Source organism: Streptomyces sp. NRRL F-5727 (assembly GCF_000719555.1).
GTDB lineage: Bacteria > Actinomycetota > Actinomycetes > Streptomycetales > Streptomycetaceae > Streptomyces.
The window spans coordinates 1-21,068 of the sequence record NZ_JOGX01000016.1 but is presented as its reverse complement, the minus strand read 5'-3'; the positions used below and the strand labels follow the sequence as shown (position 1 = coordinate 21,068).

The window sequence follows — 21,068 nt, the reverse complement described above, 5'->3', positions numbered from 1 at the left end:
GCCCCGCGGCACCACCGGTATGAGCCCATGACCGTACGTACAGCACACGAGGTATCACCATGCGTACTCTCCTGAACCGCACCACCCGCACCCTCGGCCTGGCCGGCGCCGTCACGGCCACCGCCCTGCTCCTGGCCGCCTGCGGCGACGACGCCGCCATGAGCGGGATGGACCACGGCGGCGCGACCGCCTCGGCCACCGCCCCGGCCGCGTCCTCCGCCGCCCCGTCGGCCTCCGGGGCCTTCAACGACGCGGACGTGATGTTCGCGCAGATGATGATCCCCCACCACGAGCAGGCCCTGGAGATGGCGAAGCTCGCCGACGGGCGCGCCGAGGACGACGGCGTCAGGAAGATCGTCGCCGCCGTCGAGAAGGCCCAGGACCCCGAGATCCAGAAGATGAAGGCGTGGCTGAAGGGCTGGGGGAAGCCCGAGTCCGCCGGGACGGGCCACGCGATGGCCGGGATGATGTCCGAGCAGGACATGAAGAACCTCGCCGCCGCCAAGGGCGGGAACTTCGACCGCGCCTTCGCCGAGTTGATGATCGCCCACCACGAGGGAGCGGTGGAGATGGCGAAGGACGAGCAGCAGAACGGCGCCAACGCCGAGGCGAAGGCCCTGGCCGGCGAGGTCGTCCGGGCCCAGACCGCCGAGATCGCCGAGCTGCGGACGATCCTCGACCGGCTCTGACGGCACGGCCGGGCCGGCCTCCGGTCCGCGACCTGACGTCCGCGGCGTGATCCGCCGAGCCCGCCCCGGGAGACCGGGGCGGGCCCCTCGGCCGCGCCCGGACGCCCCCCTCTCCCTCCTTGGAAAGAACGCATGACCACGCAGCGCCTTCCCCGGGCCGCCGCCGTCTCCGCCGCGGCCCTCCTCTCCCTCTCACTCGCCCTGACCGCCTGCTCCCGGCCCGCCGACACCGGCACGGAACCGGCCTCCGCGCTCTCCCACATCCACGGGCTCGGCCTCCACCGGGGCACCCTGTACGTCGCCACGCACGAGGGGATCCACTCCCCCGGCCCGGGCGGCGCCCCCGTCCTGGTCGGCGACCGCCGCGACGACTTCATGGGCTTCACCGTCGCGCCCGACGGCACCTTCCTCGCCGGCGGCCACCCGGCGCCCGGCAGCGGCGGCCCCTCGAACCTCGGTCTGATCGCCTCCGCCGACACCGGCCGCACCTGGACGGAGCAGTCCCTCGGCGGCGAGGTCGACTTCCACTCCCTCGACACCGCGCCCGGCGGGCCGGTCTACGGCTACGACAGCACCGACGGCCGGCTCCGGGTCACCCACGACCTGAAGACGTGGGAGGACCGGGCCGATCTCCGCGCGCTCGACATCGCCGTCTCGCCGGCCGCGCCGGACACCGTGCTCGCCACCACCGAGACCGGCGTCGCCCGCAGCACCGACGGCGGCAGGACCTTCGCGCCGGCGACCGGGCAGGTCCTCGCGTACGTCTCCTGGGGCGCGGCGGACGCCCTCTACGGCGTCTCACCGGACGGGGCCCTCTTCCGTTCCGGGGACGGCGGCACCGCCTGGACCCGGATCGGCACCGTGCCCGGAGGGCGGCCGCAGGCGCTGACCGCCGTCGACGGGCGACGGCTGCTCGTGGCCACGCGGGACGGGGTGTACGAGTCCGGGGACGCGGGTCGCTCGTTCGTGCGCCGCATGGAGGTGGCGTCCGGCTCCGACGGGCACTGAGCGCGCGGAGCCGGGACGCCCTCCCGGTCACCCGGCGGCGGGCACGACGACCTCGCCGCCGACGACGACCGTCTCCGCGACCGTGCCCGGGATGTCCTCCGGGGCGATGCGCAGGATGTCCCGGGAGAGGACCACGAAGTCGGCGAGCTTGCCCACCGTGAGCGAGCCCCGCTCGTGCTCCAGGAAGTTGGCGTAGGCGGAGCCCATCGTGTAGCCCTCGACGGCCTCGGCGACGGTGAGGGCCTGCTCCTCCGTCCAGGGCTCGCCGCCGGCGAGCGGGCGGCGGGTGACGGCGGCGTGGATGCCGACCATGGGGTCCATCTCCGCGACGTTCCAGTCGCTGGAGAGGGCCAGCACGGCGCCGGCGTCCCGCAGGTCGCGGAGGGGCCACGCCTTGTGCCAGCGCTCGGGGCCGACGTTCTCCGCCCAGTCCTGGCCGGGGCCGGCGATGTCGGGGGCGGCGTGCCGGGGCTGCATGCAGGCGACGACGCCGAGCGCGGCGAAGCGCGGGGTGTCGGCGGGGTCGAGGCACTCGACGTGGACGACCTGGTGGCGGGCGTCGCGCGGGCCGTTGGCCACGCGCGCGTGGGCGACGGCGTCGAGCACGGTCCGGATGCCGCGGTCGCCGGTGGCGTGCACGAAGCACTGGAAGCCGCGGGCGTCGAGGCGGGCGAGCAGGGCGGCGAACTCCTCGGGCGGGTAGAAGGTGTCGCCCCGGTGGTGGGCGCAGCCCGCGTACGGCTCCAGGAGGGCGGCGGTGCGGGGTTCGACGACGTCGTCGATGTACAGCTTCAGCGGGCCGACCCGGAAGCGGTCGTCGGCGTGCTCCCGGGCCGCCGCCTCGAAGGCGTCGAGGTCGGCGTCGGTGGTGCCGCGCGGATGGAAGAGGGCGGCGACGATCCGGGAGCGGAGCCGGCCCTCGGCACGCGCGCGCGTGAAGAGGGCGAGGTCGTCGAGGGAGTTCTGCGGTTCGACGACGGTGGTGATGCCGAAGCGGACGGCGTCGTCGAGGCTCTTCGCCAGGCGGCCGTACTGGCGGTCGGGCGAGGCCCAGGGGACGCCGAGGGCGCGCAGGGCGCGGTGGCCGTCGCGGGAGAGGCCCTTGACGGCGAAGTCCTTGACGAAGCCGGTCGGTTCGCCGGTGGCGGGGTCGGTGACCGCGCTGCCGAAGGGGAGGTCGGTGTGGTCGCGGTCGACCCCGAGGACGCGCAGGGCGGCGGTGTTGAGCCAGGCGGTGTGGACGTCGTAGCTGAGGACGAGGGCGGGGGTGTCGCCGGTGGCGGGGTCGAGGTCGGCGGCGGTCGGCATGCGGCCGCCGGGGATCGCGGAGTAGTCGAACGCCTCGGCCTCGATCCAGGCGGCGTCGGGGTGGGCGGTGTGCCAGGCCCGCACGCGCGCGTGGATCTCGTCGAGGGTGCGGGCGCCGGCGAGCTGCACGCAGGCGTCGTCGGAGCCGAGCCGGACGTGGTTGTGGGCGTCGACGAAGCCGGGCAGGACGAGCCGTCCGGCGGCGTCGAGGACGCGGGTGCCGGGACCGGTCCAGGCGGCCGCGTCGGCGTCGGCGCCGATCCAGACGATCCGCCCGTCCCGTACGGCCATCGCCTCCGCCTCCGGAAGCGCGGGATCGACGGTGTGGATGCGGGCGCCGGTGACGAGCAGGTCGGCGGGGGCGGGGGCGGTGCCGTTCATGCGGGGTGCGTTCCTTGTCGTACGGGTGGGGTGGCGGCGGTCCGGGACGGGTCGCGCCCGGTCAGGCGGCCGGGTGCGGGACGGCGGTGCGGCGGGCCAGGAGGACGTACACGAGCGCGGCGACGGGCGCGCCGAGCAGGGTGAGGTCGGCGCCGCCGAGCGGGGCGACGAGCGGGCCGGTCCAGAGCGCGGAGTCGCAGGTGAGGGCGGCGAAGAGACCGCCGGCGAGCAGGGCGGCGGCACCGGCCGGATGCCAGCCGGCGCGGTACCAGTAGGCGCCGCCGGGGCCGGTGCGGTGGAGGGCGTCGGCGTCGTACCGGCAGCGGCGCAGCACCATGTCGGCGAGGAAGACGCCGCCCCAGGGGGCGAAGACGATGATCAGGAGGGAGAGGAAGGAGAGGAGGGAGGTGGTGAAGTCGGTGAGGAAGAGGGCGCCGAGGGAGCCGGCGGCGGTGACGGCGGCGCTGACGACGAGGGCGCGGGCGCGGCTCCAGGGGATGCCGAGGACCTGGAGGTTGAGGCCGGAGGAGTAGAGGGTGATGACCGAGTTGGTGACGGAGCCGCCGAGGACGAGGGCGAGGAAGACCGGCCGGAACCAGCCGGGCAGCAGGCTCTCGGCACCGGCCACCGCGTCGGTCATGTCGGTCCGCGTGGCGGCGGCGACGCCGGCGACGCCGAGGGCGACCGAGGAGACGAAGCCGCCGAGTGCGCCGCTGACGGTGACCGCGCGCAGGCTGGTGGTGCGGGGCAGGTAGCGGGTGTAGTCGGCGGGCATCGGGAGGTACGAGAACGGGCCGGCGAGCATCACCACGAAGGCGAGGCTCCAGCCGGCGGCGCCGGGCCCGGTCGCGGGGGCCGAGGTGTCGGCGCCGGGCACGAGGAGGACGACGAGGACGCCGAAGCCGGCGGCGAGGACGTACGCCATCCAGCGCTCGGCGAACTGGACGGTGGCGTGGCCCCAGAAGGAGATCGCGAAGGTCAGGGCGAGGGTGACGGCGAGCGCCAGGGCACGCGGCGCGGCCCCGCCGGTCCAGCCGAGGGCGGCCAGGAACGCTTCGAGGGCGAGGGTGCCGACGACGGTGTTGACGATGGTGTAGCCGATGCTGACGACCCAGTTGAGCGCGCCGGCGGGGCGGTTGCCGCGGGGGCCGAAGGCGGCGCGGGAGAGCACCAGGGTGGCGGTGCCGGTGCGGACGCCGCCGAGGCCGGCGGCGCCGATGGCGAGGAAGGCCAGGCCGCCGATGACGACGACGGCGGTGGCCTGCCAGAAGGAGAGGCCGAAGGCGACGGCGAGGGCGCCGTTGATGACGTAGGTGAAGGTGAGGTTCGAGCCGAACCAGACCCAGAAGACGTCCTTGGCGCTGCCGTGGCGCTCGGCGTCGGGGATGGGGTCGATGCCGTGTTCCTCGACCTGGAAGACCTCGTCCTTGGTGACGGTCGCGGTCGTCGTGGCGGTGGTACCGGTGGTGGCGGTCGTGGCCGCCGGCTGGTCGTCGAGCACCCCGCGCTCCTCTCTTCGCATGCCTGAACCCATGCCTGAACCCCTGCCTGGATCTCTCGTGGACCGGCCGTCGGGCCGGATCTTGAATGACGTTCTAAGTTCTTGAACGGCATTCAAGATGAGTGACAGGTTCCGGCCACGTCAAGACCCCGACCGCGATCCGGTTAAGGTCGTGGGCGTACGAGGACGGGCCGGGCGAGGGAACGGGGCAGGGCGACGGTGGCAGGGGCGGCGCGACGGCGCGACGGACACGTCACGCAGGAACGGATGCTGGAGGAGGCCATGGCGGCGATCGCCGAGGACGGCCTCGCCTCCCTCACCATGTCGGCGCTGGCCGAACGGCTCGGCACCAGCGGCGGCCACATCCTGTACTACTTCGGCTCCAAGGACCGGCTGCTGCTCGCCGCGCTGCGCTGGAGCGAGGCCGCGCTCGCCGACGAGCGCCGGGCCCTGCTCGCCCGGCGGACCACCGCCGAGCGGAAGCTCGACGACTTCCTGCGGCTCTACCTTCCGCGGGGCCCGCGCGACCCGCGCTGGACGCTGTGGATCGAGCTCTGGGCCAGGACCCCCGGCAACCCCGAACTCCGCGAGGCCCAGCGGGAGCTGGACGCCGACTGGCAGCGCGACCTGGAGTCGCTGCTCGCCACCGGTGCGGCCCGTGGCCGCTTCGCGCCGCTCGACGCGACCGCCCGCGCCTCCGAACTCCTCGCGCTCCTCGACGGGCTGAGCACCCGCGTCGTCCTCGGCCAGGACTCCGCCCCCGACCCCCGCCCCGCCCTGCAGGCCGCCCGCGCCGCGGCGGCCCTGCTGGTCCCGCGCGCCTGACGCCCGCCCTGTCACTCGTCGACAGGCATGACCTCCTCGAACGGCCAGGCGGGCGCGTCGGGATGACGCTCCGTCTGCTCCGCGTACCAGAGGACCTGCTCGGTGTGGAGAGCCGGCCGGGAGAGCCGCGCGACCGCCGGGTACGCGGCGGCCACCGCGACCGCCACCCCCAGCGCCGCCCGCGCGTCCGCCGCCGGGTCGCCCGGCCGCTCGTGCGCCACGCCGTACCACGCGGCGACGGCGGAGAGCGACCGCCCGCCGGGCCGGTACCGGTCCGCGTGCCGGTCGAGGACCAGCGGATCGCAGACCGGGGCGACCACGCCCTCCGGGAGACGGCCGGCGAGCGGGGCGAGACCGTGGCGGAGGAGCTCGGCGTGGAGGGTCGTCAGGACGTGGGGGGCGTACCAGACGACGAGGAGTTCACGGCTCGCGAGGTGGGCGGCGAGGAGGGTGGCGAGCTCCTCGAGGGCTTGGGCGGGTGGGGCGAGCGGGACATCGGATCCGGTCTCCTGGGTCTTGGATCCGAGATCCAAGACCCAATCCCGCGCCACCCCGTCGCTCCCCCGCACCGCCGCCGCCGTGATCCGGTCCCGCTCCGGACGGTTCCCGGTGGATCCGATATCCAGGGAGAGCAGCCGCCGCCGGTGCCAGCCCGGATGGTCACCGGCCGGCGGGGGCCCCGGCGCGGGTGCGTGGTCACGGTGGTACACGTCCCAGCCCCGGGCGCCGTGCCGGAGCACGCCGACGCCCGCCGGTACCGGACCGCCGCAGCGGGCGCAGACGGCGTCGTAGGCGTTGGCGCGCTCCTCGGGACTCACGGGCTCCACCCGGCTGGTGCGGCGCTCGCGCTCGGGCTCACGCCGGGTCGGCGCCGTCCCGGTACGCCTCCAGGAGCCGCAGCCAGACCTCGCTGAGCGTGGGGTACGAGGGGACGGCGTGCCACAGGCGGGAGACGGGCACCTCGGCGGTGACGGCCACGGTGGCGGCGTGGAGCAGCTCGCCGACGGCGGGGCCGACGAAGGTGGCGCCGAGGAGGACCTCGCGCTCGAGGTCCACGACGAGGCGCGCCGCGCCGCGGTAGCCGTGGGCGTAGAGGCCGGCGCCGGCGACCGAGCTCATGTCGACGTCGACCGCGCGGACCCGGTGACCGGCGCGTTCGGCCTCGGCGAGGCTGAGGCCGACGGCGGCCGCCTCGGGGTCGCAGAAGACCACCTGGGGGACGGCGGCGTGGTCGGCGGTGGCGGCGTGCGGGCCCCAGGGCGCGGGGTCCTCGGACCCGCCGCCGCCGTCCGCGCGGGCGGCGATGGCGGCGCCCGCGATCCGCGCCTGGTACTTGCCCTGGTGGGTCAGGAGCGCGCGGTGGTTGACGTCCCCGACCGCGTAGAGCCAGTCGGTGCCGGTGACGCGGAGGCTGTCGTCGACGTCGAGCCAGGAGCCGGGTTCCAGGCCGACGGTCTCCAGGCCGATGTCGTCGGTGCGGGGGGCGCGGCCGGTGGCGAAGAGGACCTCGTCGCCCTCGACGGTCTCGCCGCCCTCCAGGACCACCGTGACCGGGCCGGTGCCGCCGTCGCGGACGACCGCCTCGACCGAGACTCCGGTGCGCACGTCGGCGCCGCGGGCCCGCAGGGCCTCCGCGACCCGCTCGCCGACGAAGGGCTCCATCCGCGGGAGCAGCCGGTCGCCGCGGACGAGCATGGTGACGTGGGAGCCGAGGGCGTGCCAGGCGGTGGCCATCTCGACGCCGACGACACCGCCGCCGACGACGACCAGGCGTCCGGGGACCCGGTCGGCGCTGGTCGCCTCGCGGCTGGTCCAGGGGCGGGCGCCGGTGAGCCCGGGCAGCGGGGGCAGGACGGCGCGGCTGCCGATGCAGACGGCGACGGCGTGCCGGGCGGTCAGGACGTGGTGCTCGCCCTCGGGGCCGTCGACGGCGACCCGGCGGGGCCCCCGCACGCGCCCGTGCCCGCGGTAGACGGGTACGCCGATCGAGTCCAGCCAGTCGACCTGCCCGTCGTCCTTCCAGTGCCCGACGGTCTCGTCCCGGTGGGCGAAGACGTCCAGGGCGTCCAGCGGCCCGTAGACCGCCTCGCGCAGTCCGGGGACCTTGCGGGCGTCGGAGCGGGCGAGGACCGGCCGGAGCAGGGCCTTGCTGGGCATGCAGGCCCAGTAGGAGCATTCGCCGCCGAGGAGTTCGGCCTCCACGATCGCGGCGGTCAGACCGGCGGCCCTCACCCGGTCGACCACGTTCTCGCCGACCGGTCCCGCCCCGAGGACCACCACGTCGTACTCGTGCTCGTTCTCCACCGTTCGCGTCATGCGGACCAGTCTGGTCGGTGGAGGCCGGAATAGCACGGCGCGAAGGTCCGTTGTGCGGGACGAGTCCCCAGGGGACCGTAAGGGCACCATCGGAGACGGAAAGGCGGCGGCATGAGCACCATCGAGCTCACCAAGGACAACTTCGACGAGGTCGTGAGCGGGAACGACTTCGTCCTGATCGATTTCTGGGCTTCCTGGTGCGGTCCGTGCCGTCAGTTCGGCCCGGTCTACGAGGCGGCGTCCGAGCGCCACCAGGACCTGGTCTTCGCCAAGGTCGACACGGAGGCGCAGCAGGAGCTGGCCGCCGCCTTCGAGATCCGCTCGATCCCGACCCTGATGATCGTCCGGGAGAAGGTGGCGATCTTCGCGCAGCCGGGCGCGCTGCCGGAGGCCGCCCTGGAGGACGTCATCGGGCAGGCCCGGCGGCTGGACATGGACGAGGTCCGCAAGTCGGTCGCCGCGCAGCAGGCGGAGTGACGCGGAAGCGCCCCGTACGGTGAGAGAGCCCCCGCTCCGGCGGGGGCTCCTTCCGTCTGTGCGGGAGGGCGTGTGTGCGCGGAGGGCGTGTGTGCGCGGAGGGCGTGTCAGCGCTCCAGGACCAGCGCCAGGCCCTGGCCGACGCCGATGCAGAGGGCCGCGAGGCCCGTGCCGGAGCCGGCCGCGGCGAGCTGGTGGGCGACGGAGCCGGCGAGGCGGGCGCCGGAGGCGCCGAGCGGGTGGCCGAGGGCGATGGCGCCGCCGCGCGGGTTGACGACGGCGGGGTCGAGTTCCGGCCACTCGGCGAGGCAGCCGAGGGCCTGGGCGGCGAACGCCTCGTTGAGCTCGAAGGTCGTGAGGTCGGCGAAGGAGCGGCCGGACCTGGTCAGGGCGCGGCGGACGGCCTCGACCGGGCCGAGGCCGAAGAGCTGGGGCTCGATGCCGGTGACGGCGGAGGTGCGGACGCGGGCGAGCGGCTCGCGGCCGGTCTCGCGGAGGCCGTCCTCGTCGACGAGGAGGAGGGCGGCGGCGCCGTCGTTGAGCGGGGAGGCGTTGCCGGCGGTGACGGTGCCGCCGTCGGGCCGGAAGGCGGGCTTGAGGCGGCCGAGCGCCTCCAGGGAGGTGTTCTCGCGGACGCACTCGTCGCGGTCGAGCTCCGCGCCGGGGTACGGGACGACCTCGCCGTCGTACAGGCCCTTGGCCCACGCCTCGGCGGCCTTGCGGTGGCTGTCGAGGGCGAAGGCGTCCTGGCGGTCGCGGCCGATGCCGTGCCGGTCGGCGACGAGCTCGGCGCCCTCGCCGAGGGATACCGTCCACTCGGCGGGCATCCGGGGGTTGGTCATGCGCCAGCCGAGGGTGGTCGAGTGGAGCTGCTGGTGGCCGGCGGGGAAGGCGCGCTCGGGCTTCTGGAGGACCCAGGGGGCGCGGGACATGGACTCGACGCCGCCGGCGATCGCCACGGAGGCGTCGCCGAGGGCGATCGCGCGGGCGGCCTGGATGACGGCCTCCAGGCCGGAGCCGCAGAGCCGGTTGACGGTGACGCCGGGGACGCCGGCCGGCAGTCCGGCGAGCAGGACGGCCATGCGGGCCACGTCGCGGTTGTCCTCGCCGGCGCCGTTGGCGTCGCCGAAGTAGACGTCGTCGATACGGGCCGGGTCCAGGCCGGGGGTGCGGTCGACGAGGGCCTTGACGACATGGGCGGCGAGGTCGTCCGGCCGTACGGAGGCGAGGCCGCCGCCGAACTTCCCGATCGGGGTGCGGACGGCGTCGACGATGTACACGTCGCGGATGCTCATCGGATCTCTCCCGGGTGACCGGCGGAACGACTCTGTTCGCCTGGTGAAAGAAGTTTCGCGCTGGTGCGCGCGCAGAGTCTGGGCCTCCCGGTCCGCCCTGTCAACGGCACCCCGAGGCCCGGGCCGGCCGGCGCGGGCCGCGGGGTGCGGGCGGTGCCCCCGCCCAGCGCGCGGCGGACCCGCTGACGGGCCCCGTCACCCCGTCGTCGCGTCCCGCACCAGCGCCACCAGGCCGTAGTCCAGTTCGCGGCCGTCCACCAGGAGGGCCTCCACCGTGCCGGTCTCCGGGTCGATGTCGGCGACCATGCCGTGGCCCTCGTAGATCGGGTACCCGGACTCGCCGTGGCGGCCGGTGCGCTCCACCACGGCGGACCGGACCGCGCTGTCGGCGACGCTCGCTCCGCCCCGGTCCTGGACGTGGGCGGGCACCAGGAGGATCTCGTAACGGTTCGGGTGAGTGCTCATGTCCCGACGCTAAGCCGTCAGCTGGACTCCCGCCGGACGACCCGCGAGTCCAGGAGGGAGCGGGCGTCCGTGGCGCCGGCGACGCCGTTCACGGCGTTGTCGACCAGCTCGGCCAGCTCGCGCCCGAGCATCATGTCGATCCGGACGGTGCTCAGGCGGGGGCGCAGCAGGCGGCCGAGGAGGAGGTCGTCGGCGCCGACGACGGCGGTCTCCTCGGGCACGGTGGTGCCGGCGTCCTGGAGGGCGCGCATCAGGAGCATGGCGTACTCGTCGTTGTAGGCGAAGACGGCGTCGAGGCCGAGGCGGGGCCAGCGCCCGGCGAGCTCCTCCGCGGACTCCTCGGTGTACGCGAGGGGCAGCGGCACGACGGTGGCGCCGGCGGCCTCGGCGGCGCGGCGGGCGCCTTCCAGGCGCGGTCCGGAGAACATCCCGAGGCCCGGCTCCTCGGGCACGATGACGCCGATCCGGCGGCGGCCGGTCGCGATCAGGTGCTCGACGGCGGCCGCGCCGACGCGCGGCTGGTCCAGGACGAGGGAGTGGGTGCCGTCGGACGGCCGGGTGCCGACGGTGATGACGGCCTTGACGCCGGAGCGCTTGAGGATCTCCACGGCCTCGGGCGTCACCTCCACCTCTCCGGTCGAGACGACGGCGGCGGGGCGCAGTTCGGCCCAGGCGCGGGCGGCGTCCTCGGGGGCGAGGCCGACGCTGCCGTACTGGACGACGGTGTAGTCCAGGCGGCGCAGGGCCCACTGGAGGTCGTTGTGGAAGCGGCTGTAGAGCGGGCCGACGGGCACGTGCGCGGTGGGCAGGAGCACCATCCGGCTGTGGCCGGCACGCAGCGTGCGGGCGGCCGCGTGGGGGACGTAGCCCAGCTCGCGGGCCGCCTCGCGGACCCGTTCGCGGGTCGGTTCGCTGATGCGGACGGCCGAGGTGTTGTTCAGGACGTAGCTGACGGTGGCCCGGGAGACGCCGGCGAGGCGCGCCACGTCCGCGCTGGTCGGCACGGCACGGACGGGAGTGCGGCCCGGAGGGCCGTCGGCAGGCTGTTCGATCGACTGACTCATCGCTTCGGCATCTTTCCAGAACAATCCGGCGCAGGGTCTGGCGGATGGCCGGATTTGAGTGCTACACAATGCTGACACGCGTCACTGACACGTGTCACTACCCCGAAATCATCCGCTTACCGCCCCCTCACCGGGCGTTCTCCCCTGGAGGGCAACGTGGCCCTTTCCTCCCGCGGGACCGGAGCCGGTACGGGCTCCGCCGCCACCGCCGGCCCCGACTCCCCCGCCGCCCGCCCCACCCGCGGCCTGCTCCCGCTGCTCCTCCTCGGCAACACCGCGATGTACGCGCTCTACATCGGCGTGCCCGGGCTGCTGCTCGCGCTCCAGATCGAGGCCATCGACCCGGCCTCGAAGGTGGCGAACTTCGGCCTCGTCTCCGGCATATCCGCGATCTTCGCCACGGTCTTCAACCCGGTCGCCGGCGCGCTCTCCGACCGCTCGGGGCGCCGCAACCCGTGGATCCTGGCCGGCGGTCTGCTCGCCGTGCCGGTGATGCTGCTGCTCGGCAGCGTGGACACCATCCTGCTGGTCACCATCGCCTGGTGTCTGGGGCAGGCCGTGATGAACGTCTACCAGGCGGCCATCACCTCCGTGGTGCCCGACCGGGTGCCGCTCGCCTCGCGGGGCAAGGCGTCGGCGGCGGTGGGCCTCGGCCTGCCGATCGGCTCCACCGTCGGCGCGCTGGTCGGTGCGGCCTTCTCCGACGACTTCCGGACGGGCTACCTGGTCTTCGGCGCCGTCGTCGCCGTCACCTCGGTCGTCTTCACCTCGCTCGCCCGCGAGGAGCGGATGCCGGCCAGGGCGCCCATGCCGGTCAAGGCGCAGATCGCCGCCTTCGGCAGCGCCCTCAGGGACCACGACTTCCGCTGGGCGTTCATCGGCCGCGCCCTGCTGGTCCTCGGCTACTTCGCGGTGGCCGGCTTCCAGCTGTACATCCTCAAGGACCACACCGAGCTGCCGGCCGGGCTCTCGGCCGAGGAGGCCGTCGCCATCCTCATGCCGGTGAACTCCGTGGCCATGGTGGTCTCCACGGTCCTCGGCGGCTGGCTGTCGGACCGCTTCGACCGCCGCAAGCTCTTCGTCGGCGCCTCGGCCGCGCTCGCCGCGGTCGCCCTGCTGGTCCCGGCGGTCTCCACCAGCTGGACGGCGATGCTCGCCTTCTCGGTCGTCAACGGCCTCGGTTTCGGCTGCTACATGGCGGTGGACACGGCCCTGGTGACGATGGTCCTGCCGAAGGCGGAGGACGCGGCGCGCGACATGGGCGTCCTGAACATCGCCAACGCCGGGCCGCAGATCGTGGCGCCGTTCGTCGCCTCCGCGGTGGTCTCGATCGGCGGCGGCTACACGCCGCTGTTCCTCGTCGCGGCCGTCCTGTCGGTCCTGGGCGCCCTCGCGGTGCGGCCGATCCGCTCGGTCCGCTGATCACCCGGACGCGCACCCCCCTCCGGAGCCACGGGTTCTGACGTACCGTTCGGGCATGGACGAGTCGATGGACAGCTCGATGGTGGGACTGCTCGGCCGGGTGACCGGGACCGTCGGCCCCGGGCTCGTCGGCGAGGTGATCCTCCGGATCCGCGGCGGAGCCGAGCACTTCCTCGCCTACGCCGCCTCGCCGAAGCAGCGGATCGAGGTCGGCACCCTCGTCACCGTCGTGGAACACCTCCCTCCGCGCACCGTCTACGTCACAACCGTGTACGACGTCTGACACGACGTACGGCACGGCGGTTGAGCCGCGTCCCTCCCGGGCGCACACTCCCCTCACCGGATCCGCACGGCTCCGGTGAAGGGGGACCCTGCCCATGGGCATCGGCATTCTGGCGGGCGCCGTCGTCGGCTCGCTCGCCGTCCTGATCGTCCTGTTCAAGATGATGTGGCGTGTCGCGGAACCCAACGAGGCGCTCATCATCTCCGGTTCCAACCACAAGAACGAGGGCCTCGGCGAGGGGATGGGATTCCGCATCGTGACCGGACGCGGCACCCTGGTGGTGCCCGGCGTCCAGGCGGTGCGGAAGCTGTCGCTGGACCTCAACGAGACCCAGTTGCAGGTCGAGTGCGTCACCCACCAGGGCATTCCGCTCAAGGTCCGCGGTGTGGTGATCTTCAAGGTGGGCGACGACTTCGTGTCGATCGCCAACGCGGCCCGCCGCTTCCTCGACCAGCAGAAGCTGATGAGCGAGCGGGTGCACATCGTCTTCGCCGGTCATCTCCGCGCCATCGTGGGCGGGTTGACCGTCGAGGACATGATCCGTGACCGGGAGAAGCTGACCGGGCAGGCCCGTTCGGCCTGTGGCACGGAGATGGAGAAGCTCGGTCTGATCGTCGACTCGCTGCAGATCCACGAGATCGAGGACCCGACCGGCTACATCAGGAACCTCGCCGCCCCGCACGCGGCCGCCGTCCAGCGCGACGCCCGCATCGCGCAGGCGGAGGCCAACCGGCGGGCGACCGAGGCCGAGCAGCAGGCGGCCGCCCGGATGTCGGAGGCCACCCGCGACAGCGAGATCCTCCAGGCCGGCTACCAGGCCGAGCGGGACCAGGCCAGTGCCCGGGCCCGGCAGGCGGGCCCGCTCGCCGAGGCCGCCTCCCGCCAGGAGGTCGTCGTCCAGGAGACCCGGGTCGCCGAGCTGGAGGCGCACCGCAAGGAGCAGCAGCTCCAGGCGGACGTCCGCAAGCCCGCCGACGCGATGGCGTACGAGACGCGGACGCTCGCCGAGGCCGAGCGCGACGCCCGGATCTCGGCCGCCCAGGCCAAGGCGCGGGAGACCGAGCTGGCCAGCGCCGCCGCGGCGACGGCCACCCGGGTCACCGGCGAGGCCGAGGCCGCCGCGACGCACGCCAAGGGGCTCGCGGTGGCCGAGGCCGCCCGGGCCAGGGGTCTGGCCGAGGCGGAGGCGATCAAGGCGCGGGCGGCGGCGCTCGCGGAGAACCAGGAGGCCGTGGTCGCCCAGCAGCTGGCCGAGAAGTGGCCGGAGATCGTCGAGGCGGGCGCGTCCGCCTTCGGCAACGTGGACCAGATGGTCCTGCTGAACGGCGCCGACGGCATGGCCGACATGTTCGCCAAGGCCCTGACCATGGGCGGGACCGGCCTCGGCCTGGCCCGCCGGCTCCTGGCCGACATGGGGCCGAACGGCACCGGCGGGGCGGCGGCCACCGCGGCGGTGCCGGCCGCCCGGGACGGCGAGGGGGAGGTGACGACCGTGGAGATCACCGTCGGCGACGACGCGTGACACCCCGGACGCGCGAAGGAGGGGGCCCGGTGCCGCGAAGGCGCCGGGCCCCGTCCCGTATCCCCGCCGTGTCCGTCTCCCCCGTGGTCAGTTGTGCCCGAACTTCCGCTCTCTGCGGTGGGACGGCGTCTCGATGACGGATCGCGGCGGCTCGGCCGCGGCCCGGCTTCCGCCCTTCTCCTTGGCGGACGAGGTCTCGCGGTGCTCGTGACCGCCCGTCCGGGCGCCCTTGTTGACCCGGGTCTGTTTCTTGCCCACGATCGTGCCTCCCGTGCGACGGCTCTCGGACGCGAATCCGTGTCCCTACAGGCTCGCACGGGGGTACGAGGTACGCATGGCGGGACGCATCACACGGAAGGCTCCAGGGCGCGGCGGAACGCGGCCAGCGTCGGTGTTCCGGAGGCGCGGTCCAGGACGGCGAAGACGATCTCGTCGAAATGGCCGGCGAACCGTCCGTCACCGGTCAGCAGCGCCCTGAAGGCGCCCGCCACGTCGGCGGGGTCGTTCTGGAAGACGCCGCAGCCCCAGGCGCCGAGGACGATCCGGCGGTACCCCTCGGCGGCGGCCGTCTCCAGGACCCGCTCGGCGCGGGAGGCCAGCGCCTCGGGCAGCCGGTGGGCCTGCCCCGGGTTCCGGCGGCGGACGACGCCGGCGTTCGGCGCGGGCGAGGTCAGGAAGCCGACCGTGAAGGGGGTGGCGAGCAGGGTGCCCCGGTCGTCGCGGAAGACGGGCACCCGGGGCGAGTGGATCACCCGGTCGGTGTAGAAGGTGTCCTTGTCCCCGCGGTGGTGCTCGTAGTAGGCGGGGGCGCGGAGCAGGGTGGCGTGGAGGGCGGAGGCGCGGCAGAGCGCCTCCTCCTGGGCCTGGGCCCCGTTGAGGTAGCCGCCGCCGGGGTTGCGGGCGGAGGCGAAGTTCAGGACGGCGACCGGGCGGCCGGGGTCGGCGTCGGTCATCCGGCGGGCGGCGGCGAGGCTGCTCTCGCCGGTCACCTCGATCCGGCCCGGGCGGTCGGTGCCGGGGGTGACGGGGACGGGCTCGGGCCCGTAGAGACGTGTTCCGGCCAGGGCGGCCGCGAGGTCCTCGTGGAGGGAGACGGTCCGCCCGTCGGGGGCGGTGTAGGAGCCGGCGGCGACGATCGCCTCGGTCTGCCGCGCGATCTCGCGCAGTCGTGCACTCATGCCCGCAGGATGATCGTTCCCGCGCGACCAGGACAAACGGTTTTCCCCTGGCCCGTGCCCCGCCCATGCCCCGGCCCGAGCGGCGCTTTACGGACGTTCGGGGGCACAGGAGGCGCGCGTGGGGGCGCTGAGGCGCTCTTGCACGCCGCCCGGCGGTGCCTTTAGGTGGAAGGCAGCGGCTTCCCGAACGGTTCCGCGACCAGCACCTGGAGGTGCACGGATGGCGCCCAGCGGCACCCCGCGCGGCGGCCCGCCCCTCACCGAGGAGGCGGCGGAGGACCTGCTGCGCTGTATCTGTTTCAAGACCGGCCCGCCCCGGACCGTGGGGGCGGAGCTGGAATGGCTCGTCCACGACCTGCGCGACCCGCGCGAGCCGGTGCGTCCGCCCCGGCTGGCGACCGCGCTCGACGCCGTGCGGTCCCTGCCGCTGGTGTCGGCGCTCACCTTCGAACCCGGCGGTCAGCTGGAGCTCAGCTCGCGACCGGCCGGTTCCCTGATGGAATGCCTGGACTCGCTCGCCTCCGACCTGGCGGCGGTGCGGTCGGCGCTGGGTCCGCTCGGCCTGACGCTGAGCGGCTACGGCGTCGACCCCTGGCACGCGCCGCGCGAGCGGGTGCTGCGCGAGCCGCGGTACGACGCGATGGAGACCGCGCTCGCCCGGACGGGACCGGCGGGCCGCGCCATGATGTGCGAGTCGGCCTCGGTCCAGGTCTGCCTGGACGCCGGCCTCGACGAGCCGGGCCCGCTGGGCTATCTGCGCCGCTGGGAGCTGGCGCACCTGTTCGGCGCGGTGCTGGTGGCGGTCTTCGCCAACTCCCCGCAGCACGGCGGGCGCCGCACCGGCTGGCGTTCCACCCGGCAGTCGCTCTGGGCTGACCTCGACCCGCGGCGGAGCCTCGCGCCGCCGACGGACGGCGAGCCGCGCGCCGAGTGGACCGCGCACGTCCTGGACACGCCGGTGCTCTGCGTCCGCGCGGAGGAGGGCCCCTGGCTGGTGCCGGAGGGGCTGACCTTCCGGGAGTGGCTGCGGACCGGGCTGCCTCGGCCGGCCGACGCCGACGACCTGCGCTACCACCTGACGACGCTGTTCCCGCCGGTCCGGCCGCGCGGCCATCTGGAGCTGCGGATGATCGACGCGCAGCCGGGCCCGGACGGCTGGATGGTGCCGGTGGCGCTGACGACGGCGGTCTTCGAGGACCCGGAGGCGGCCGAGGCGGTGTACCGGGCGGTACGCCCGCTGGCGGCGCTGTCCGGTGCGGAACCCGCGCCCCGCAACCCGCTCTGGCGGCGGGCGGCCCGCGACGGGCTCGCCGATCCGGTGCTGCACGCGGTCGCCCTCGACGCCTTCGCGGCGGCCCGGCCCGCCCTGCGCCGGATCGGCGCGAGCGAGCGGGTGCGGCGGGCCGTGGACGCCTTCCAGGAACGGTACGTGGAACCCGGGGGCTGCCCGGCCGACGAACTCCAGGTGATGACGTCATGACCGGAACGACCGACACCGGTACGCACGGCACGGGCACGGTGCCGGACGCGGAGTCGCTGCGGACCCGCGCGCTGGCCGCGCTCACCACGGCCCGGGACCGCACCCGGCTCCTCACCGACAGCGTGGAGGACGGTGAACTCACCGCCCAGCACTCACCGTTGATGTCGCCGCTGGTCTGGGACCTGGCGCACATCGGGAACCAGGAGGAGCAGTGGCTGTGGCGGGAGGTTGCGGGCCGGGAGGCGCTGCGGCCCGAGATCGACTCGCTGTACGACGCCTTCGCCCATCCGCGCTCCGAGCGCCCCTCGCTGCCCCTGCTGTCGCCCGCGGAGGCCCGGGCGTACGCCGCCGACGTGCGGACCCGGGTCCTCGACGTGCTGGCCGGGGCCCGGATGGAGGGACGTCCGCTGCTCGACGCCGGCTTCGCCTTCGGGATGATCGCCCAGCACGAACAGCAGCACGACGAGACCATGCTGATCACCCATCAGCTGCGGCGGGGGCCGGTGGCGCTGACCGCTCCCCCGCCGCCGGTCCATCCCTCGGGCCCGCTGCCGGCGGAGGTCCTGGTGCCCGGCGGGCCGTTCACGATGGGCACCTCGGACGAGCCGTGGGCGCTCGACAACGAGCGCCCCGCGCACACCCGTACCGTGGCCGCCTTCCACATCGACACCGTGCCGGTCACCAACGGCGCCTATCTGGCCTTCATGGCGGACGGCGGCTACACCGACCGCCGGTGGTGGCATCCGGACGGCTGGGCTCAGGTCCGTGAACACGGCGTCGTGGCCCCGCTGTTCTGGCGACAGGAGGCCGGGCAGTGGCTGCGCCGCCGGTTCGGGGTGACCGAGCCGGTGCCGGAGGACGAGCCCGTCGTCCACGTCAGCTGGTACGAGGCGGACGCCTACGCGCGCTGGGCGGGCCGGCGGCTGCCGACGGAGGCGGAGTGGGAGAAGGCGGCCCGGCACGACCCGGTGACCGGCAGGTCCCGCCGCTACCCGTGGGGCGACGCCGATCCGGGCCCGGACCACGCCAATCTGGGCCAGCGGCATCTGCGGCCCGCGCGGGCGGGGAGCTATCCGGCGGGCGCCTCGCCGCTCGGGGTGCGGCAGCTGATCGGCGACGTGTGGGAGTGGACGGCGAGCGACTTCCTGCCGTACCCGGGCTTCCGCGCCTTCCCGTACAAGGAGTACTCGGAGGTGTTCTTCGGCCCGGAGTACAAGGTGCTGCGCGGCGGTTCCTTCGCGGTCGACGCGGTGGCCTGCCGGGGCACCTTCCGCAACTGGGACTATCCGGTGCGGCGGCAGATCTTCGCCGGCTTCCGCACCGCCCGCTCCGCGGAGCTGGACTGATGTGCCGTCACCTCGCCTACCTCGGCGATCCGGTGGCGCTCGGCGACCTCCTGGTCCGGCCGCCGCACGCGCTGGTGTACCAGGCGTGGGCGCCGCGCACGCAGACCAGCGGGGTGGTGAACGCGGACGGCTTCGGCGTCGGCTGGTACGCGGACGGGGACCCGGTCCCGGCCCGGTACCGGCGCACCGGCCCGATCTGGGGCGACCTCTCCTTCGCGGACCTCGCCCGGGTGGTACGGAGCGGGGCGCTGCTCGGCGCGGTGCGGGGGGCGACGCTGCCGGGCGCGGACGGGGAGGCCGCGGCGGCGCCGTTCGGTTCCGGGCCGTGGCTCTTCAGCCACAACGGAGCCGTACCGGGCTGGCCGGGGGCTCTGACACCGCTGGCCGCGGGTCTGCCGGCGGCCGAGCTGCTCGAACTGGAGGCGCGGACCGACTCGGCGCTGCTGTGGGCGCTGGTGCTGCACCGGCTGCGGGCCGGTCAGCCGCCCGGTGACGCGCTCGCCGGGACGGTCCTGGCGGCGGCCGAGGCCGCTCCGGAGGCGCGGCTGAACCTGCTGCTCACCGACGGCGACCAGCTGTCGGCGACGACCTGGGGCAACAGCCTGTGGTGTCTTTCCGGTCCCGGCCGGGTGGTCGTGGCCTCCGAACCGTACGACGACGATCCTGGCTGGCGGGAGGTGCCCGAGCACACGCTCGTCACCGCCTCCCGGGCCGATGTCGTCCTCACCCCGCTCAAGGAGTTCGCCGCGTGAGCACGTTCCAGCTGACCCGCACCCTCGCCCCGGACGCCGCCGCCGCCGATCTGCGCGCCGACGTGCTGAAGGGGCTGACCCGCTCGCCGAAGGAGCTGCCGCCGAAGTGGTTCTACGACGCGCGGGGCAGTGAGCTGTTCGACGAGATCACCCGGCTGCCCGAGTACTACCCGACGCGGGCGGAGCGGGAGATCCTGATCGCGCGGGCGGCGGAGGTCGCGGCGGCGACCGGCGCCCGGACGCTGGTGGAGCTGGGGTCGGGGTCGTCGGAGAAGACCCGGTTCCTGATCGACGCGCTGCGGCCGGGTCTGGCCGCTTACGTGCCGGTGGACGTGAGCGAGTCGGCGCTGACGGGGGCCGCGGAGGCGCTGCTGGCGGAGCGGCCGGAGCTGCGGGTGCACGCGCTGGTCGCCGACTTCACCCAGGGGATGACGCTGCCGCAGACGCCCGGGCCGCGGCTGGTGGCGTTCCTGGGCGGGACGATCGGCAATCTGCTGCCGGACGAGCGGCGGGCGTTCCTGCGTTCGGTCCGGTCGATGACGGCGCCGGGTGACGGCTTCCTGCTCGGCACGGACCTGGTGAAGGACGAGTCGACCCTGGTGGCCGCGTACGACGACGCGGCCGGGGTGACGGCGGAGTTCAACAAGAACGTGCTGGCCGTGATCGACCGGGAGCTGGGCGCGGACGCGGATCCGGCCGACTTCGACCACGTGGCCCGGTGGGACCGGGAGCAGGAGTGGATCGAGATGCGGTTGCGGGCCCGGCACGCGCTGACCGTGAAGATCCGGGACCTCGATCTGGTGGTGCCGTTCGAGGCGGGTGAGGAGCTGCGGACGGAGGTGTCGGCGAAGTTCCGTCAGGAGGGGGTGCGGGCGGAGCTGGCGGAGGCCGGGTTCGAGCTGTCGCGGTGGTGGACGGACGACGAGGGCCGGTTCGCGCTGTCGCTGGCGACGGCCCGGTAGCCGGGCGGGGCGGGCTGCCGGGGGACGGCGGGGAGCGGGGCGGCGGTCGGGCGGGCGGGCTCCGAGGGGTGGACGGCTCGCTGGGCCGCCGCGGCGAGGAGCCTGCGCTCTGGATACTGGATCACGGATATCGGGTCCAGTATCCGAATCTCGGCGGCCAGTCCCGGTGTCCGCACCACCCGCCACAGCGACGCGCCCAGCGGGTCCTCCCCCACGTACGCCGCCGCCCCCCGCGGCCGGTAGTCGATCCGTACCGGCTGGACATCGGATCCGGTGTCCACCGCGGCCTGGAAGAGGGCCGGACGGAACCACCCGCCGGCCCGGCCGCACCAGGTGGAGCCCTCCGGGAAGGCGGCCACCCGGCCGCCCGCCGCCAGCGCCCCCGCGACCTCGCGCACGGTGCCGGGCAGCCGGCGCAGCCCGTCGCGGTCGATGAAGAGGGTGCCGCCGAGGGCCGCGAGCACCCCCAGCACCGGCCAGTCGCGCACCTCGCGCTTGGCGATCATCCGGCCGGGCAGGACCGCGGCGACGAGGGGGATGTCCAGCCAGGAGACGTGGTTGGCGACCACGAGGACGGGCCGGCCGGCGGCCGGCGGGGCTCCGGTGACGGCCGGCCGGACGCCGAAGGCGCGGAGGACCGTCCGCGCCCAGAGCCGTACGAGGGCGAGTCTGCCCGCGGTGGGCAGCGGTCCCACCGCCGGGAGGAGGAGCACCCCGAGGAGGACGGTCGCGAGCCCGGCCGCCAGGCGGGCGCAGGCCAGCGGGGCGGGGGCGGGCCGGAAGGCGGCGGGGGC

21 protein-coding genes are annotated in these 21,068 nt (G+C 74.8%); 11 read left to right on the top strand and 10 right to left on the bottom strand.

Translation table 11 applies throughout. From position 1 onward, the window contains the following. Positions 1–59: 59 nt before the first annotated feature. Positions 60–689 carry a DUF305 domain-containing protein gene (locus IF73_RS0114155; protein WP_031007421.1) on the top strand — a complete coding sequence of 210 codons (630 nt, stop codon included), beginning with the start codon at positions 60–62 and terminating at the stop codon, positions 687–689. Positions 690–821: 132 nt separating this feature from the next. Then, the gene (locus tag IF73_RS0114150) at positions 822–1,697 is read left to right on the top strand and encodes a F510_1955 family glycosylhydrolase (protein WP_031007420.1); all 876 of its coding nucleotides are present in this window, start codon (positions 822–824) and stop codon (positions 1,695–1,697) included. Between the two features lie 27 nt (positions 1,698–1,724). Here the strand turns inward: IF73_RS0114150 and IF73_RS0114145 are convergent, their stop codons facing one another. Together IF73_RS0114145 and IF73_RS0114140 are read right to left on the bottom strand one after the other, a co-directional pair. Next, complete coding sequence (locus IF73_RS0114145) at positions 1,725–3,386, bottom strand: amidohydrolase (protein WP_031007418.1); 1,662 nt, start codon at positions 3,384–3,386, stop codon at positions 1,725–1,727. A gap of 61 nt (positions 3,387–3,447) precedes the next feature. Further along, complete coding sequence (locus IF73_RS0114140) at positions 3,448–4,908, bottom strand: purine-cytosine permease family protein (protein WP_051716771.1); 1,461 nt, start codon at positions 4,906–4,908, stop codon at positions 3,448–3,450. 246 nt (positions 4,909–5,154) lie between these two features. On the opposite strand from IF73_RS0114140, the gene IF73_RS0114135 reads away from it, so the two are divergent. Then, a complete protein-coding gene (locus IF73_RS0114135; RefSeq protein ID WP_234338232.1) occupies positions 5,155–5,712 on the top strand; it encodes a TetR/AcrR family transcriptional regulator in 558 nt (185 codons plus the stop codon). Positions 5,713–5,723: 11 nt separating this feature from the next. On the opposite strand, the gene IF73_RS37630 is transcribed toward IF73_RS0114135, so the two are convergent. Next, positions 5,724–6,530, bottom strand: coding sequence for a hypothetical protein (locus IF73_RS37630; protein ID WP_051716769.1), 807 nt, complete (start codon positions 6,528–6,530; stop codon positions 5,724–5,726). 37 nt (positions 6,531–6,567) lie between these two features. Further along, complete coding sequence (locus tag IF73_RS0114125) at positions 6,568–8,028, bottom strand: dihydrolipoyl dehydrogenase family protein (RefSeq protein WP_031007410.1); 1,461 nt, start codon at positions 8,026–8,028, stop codon at positions 6,568–6,570. A gap of 111 nt (positions 8,029–8,139) precedes the next feature. Between IF73_RS0114125 and trxA the strand changes: the two genes are divergently transcribed. Next, a complete protein-coding gene (gene trxA, locus IF73_RS0114120) occupies positions 8,140–8,505 on the top strand; it encodes a thioredoxin (protein ID WP_031007408.1) in 366 nt (121 codons plus the stop codon). 107 nt (positions 8,506–8,612) lie between these two features. Here the strand turns inward: trxA and IF73_RS0114115 are convergent, their stop codons facing one another. The 3 genes from IF73_RS0114115 to IF73_RS0114105 all read right to left on the bottom strand — a co-directional run bounded on the left by IF73_RS0114115 (position 8,613) and on the right by IF73_RS0114105 (position 11,329). Continuing rightward, positions 8,613–9,800 carry a thiolase family protein gene (locus IF73_RS0114115; RefSeq protein WP_031007406.1) on the bottom strand — a complete coding sequence of 396 codons (1,188 nt, stop codon included), beginning with the start codon at positions 9,798–9,800 and terminating at the stop codon, positions 8,613–8,615. Between the two features lie 195 nt (positions 9,801–9,995). Continuing rightward, entirely contained in the window at positions 9,996–10,265 is a 270-nt protein-coding gene (locus IF73_RS0114110; protein ID WP_031007403.1) for a hypothetical protein, read from the bottom strand. Between the two features lie 17 nt (positions 10,266–10,282). Next, positions 10,283–11,329 carry a LacI family DNA-binding transcriptional regulator gene (locus IF73_RS0114105; protein WP_031007401.1) on the bottom strand — a complete coding sequence of 349 codons (1,047 nt, stop codon included), beginning with the start codon at positions 11,327–11,329 and terminating at the stop codon, positions 10,283–10,285. A 156-nt stretch (positions 11,330–11,485) separates the two neighbouring features. Between IF73_RS0114105 and IF73_RS0114100 the strand changes: the two genes are divergently transcribed. The 3 genes from IF73_RS0114100 to IF73_RS0114090 all read left to right on the top strand — a co-directional run bounded on the left by IF73_RS0114100 (position 11,486) and on the right by IF73_RS0114090 (position 14,556). Beyond that, the gene (locus tag IF73_RS0114100; RefSeq protein ID WP_031007399.1) at positions 11,486–12,751 is read left to right on the top strand and encodes an MFS transporter; all 1,266 of its coding nucleotides are present in this window, start codon (positions 11,486–11,488) and stop codon (positions 12,749–12,751) included. Between the two features lie 79 nt (positions 12,752–12,830). Beyond that, the gene (locus IF73_RS0114095) at positions 12,831–13,034 is read left to right on the top strand and encodes a hypothetical protein (protein WP_037879187.1); all 204 of its coding nucleotides are present in this window, start codon (positions 12,831–12,833) and stop codon (positions 13,032–13,034) included. 94 nt (positions 13,035–13,128) lie between these two features. Next, positions 13,129–14,556: a flotillin family protein gene (locus IF73_RS0114090; protein WP_031007395.1), complete on the top strand. Its 1,428-nt coding sequence runs from the start codon at positions 13,129–13,131 to the stop codon at positions 14,554–14,556. Positions 14,557–14,643: 87 nt separating this feature from the next. Here IF73_RS0114090 and IF73_RS41430 read toward each other — a convergent pair whose 3' ends face one another. Both IF73_RS41430 and IF73_RS0114080 read right to left on the bottom strand, forming a co-directional pair. After that, positions 14,644–14,814, bottom strand: a complete 171-nt coding sequence (locus tag IF73_RS41430) for a hypothetical protein (protein ID WP_199806649.1) — start codon at positions 14,812–14,814, stop codon at positions 14,644–14,646. A gap of 89 nt (positions 14,815–14,903) precedes the next feature. Further along, positions 14,904–15,734, bottom strand: coding sequence for a TIGR02452 family protein (locus tag IF73_RS0114080; protein WP_031007393.1), 831 nt, complete (start codon positions 15,732–15,734; stop codon positions 14,904–14,906). A gap of 220 nt (positions 15,735–15,954) precedes the next feature. On the opposite strand from IF73_RS0114080, the gene egtA reads away from it, so the two are divergent. The 4 genes from egtA to egtD are packed head-to-tail and all read left to right on the top strand — an operon-like array spanning position 15,955 to position 20,274. Continuing rightward, entirely contained in the window at positions 15,955–17,214 is a 1,260-nt protein-coding gene (gene egtA / locus IF73_RS0114075) for an ergothioneine biosynthesis glutamate--cysteine ligase EgtA (RefSeq protein WP_031007391.1), read from the top strand. After that, positions 17,211–18,560, top strand: a complete 1,350-nt coding sequence (egtB, locus tag IF73_RS0114070) for an ergothioneine biosynthesis protein EgtB (protein WP_031007387.1) — start codon at positions 17,211–17,213, stop codon at positions 18,558–18,560. The genes egtA and egtB overlap by 4 nt, the downstream gene beginning before the upstream one ends. Beyond that, positions 18,560–19,312, top strand: a complete 753-nt coding sequence (gene egtC, locus IF73_RS0114065; protein ID WP_031007385.1) for an ergothioneine biosynthesis protein EgtC — start codon at positions 18,560–18,562, stop codon at positions 19,310–19,312. Before egtB ends, egtC begins: the two co-directional genes overlap by 1 nt. Then, positions 19,309–20,274, top strand: coding sequence for an L-histidine N(alpha)-methyltransferase (egtD, locus tag IF73_RS0114060; RefSeq protein WP_031007381.1), 966 nt, complete (start codon positions 19,309–19,311; stop codon positions 20,272–20,274). The genes egtC and egtD overlap by 4 nt, the downstream gene beginning before the upstream one ends. Here the strand turns inward: egtD and IF73_RS0114055 are convergent. Then, positions 20,169–21,035, bottom strand: coding sequence for a lysophospholipid acyltransferase family protein (locus tag IF73_RS0114055; protein WP_078868060.1), 867 nt, complete (start codon positions 21,033–21,035; stop codon positions 20,169–20,171). The genes egtD and IF73_RS0114055 overlap by 106 nt on opposite strands. Between the last annotated feature and the right edge of the window lie 33 nt (positions 21,036–21,068).

Bases quoted from the DNA above. Each gene is read 5' to 3' on its own strand.
- IF73_RS0114125 (WP_031007410.1), bottom strand. From the start codon at position 8,028: ATGACGCGAACGGTGGAGAACGAGCACGAGTACGACGTGGTGGTCCTC.
- trxA (WP_031007408.1), top strand. From the start codon at position 8,140: ATGAGCACCATCGAGCTCACCAAGGACAACTTCGACGAGGTCGTGAGC.
- egtB (WP_031007387.1), top strand. From the start codon at position 17,211: ATGACCGGAACGACCGACACCGGTACGCACGGCACGGGCACGGTGCCG.
- IF73_RS0114140 (WP_051716771.1), bottom strand. From the start codon at position 4,908: ATGCGAAGAGAGGAGCGCGGGGTGCTCGACGACCAGCCGGCGGCCACG.
- IF73_RS0114110 (WP_031007403.1), bottom strand. From the start codon at position 10,265: ATGAGCACTCACCCGAACCGTTACGAGATCCTCCTGGTGCCCGCCCAC.
- IF73_RS0114105 (WP_031007401.1), bottom strand. From the start codon at position 11,329: ATGAGTCAGTCGATCGAACAGCCTGCCGACGGCCCTCCGGGCCGCACT.
- IF73_RS0114135 (WP_234338232.1), top strand. From the start codon at position 5,155: ATGCTGGAGGAGGCCATGGCGGCGATCGCCGAGGACGGCCTCGCCTCC.
- IF73_RS0114150 (WP_031007420.1), top strand. From the start codon at position 822: ATGACCACGCAGCGCCTTCCCCGGGCCGCCGCCGTCTCCGCCGCGGCC.
- IF73_RS0114115 (WP_031007406.1), bottom strand. From the start codon at position 9,800: ATGAGCATCCGCGACGTGTACATCGTCGACGCCGTCCGCACCCCGATC.
- IF73_RS0114095 (WP_037879187.1), top strand. From the start codon at position 12,831: ATGGTGGGACTGCTCGGCCGGGTGACCGGGACCGTCGGCCCCGGGCTC.
- IF73_RS0114145 (WP_031007418.1), bottom strand. From the start codon at position 3,386: ATGAACGGCACCGCCCCCGCCCCCGCCGACCTGCTCGTCACCGGCGCC.
- IF73_RS0114080 (WP_031007393.1), bottom strand. From the start codon at position 15,734: ATGAGTGCACGACTGCGCGAGATCGCGCGGCAGACCGAGGCGATCGTC.
- IF73_RS0114155 (WP_031007421.1), top strand. From the start codon at position 60: ATGCGTACTCTCCTGAACCGCACCACCCGCACCCTCGGCCTGGCCGGC.
- egtC (WP_031007385.1), top strand. From the start codon at position 18,560: ATGTGCCGTCACCTCGCCTACCTCGGCGATCCGGTGGCGCTCGGCGAC.
- IF73_RS0114090 (WP_031007395.1), top strand. From the start codon at position 13,129: ATGGGCATCGGCATTCTGGCGGGCGCCGTCGTCGGCTCGCTCGCCGTC.
- egtA (WP_031007391.1), top strand. From the start codon at position 15,955: ATGGCGCCCAGCGGCACCCCGCGCGGCGGCCCGCCCCTCACCGAGGAG.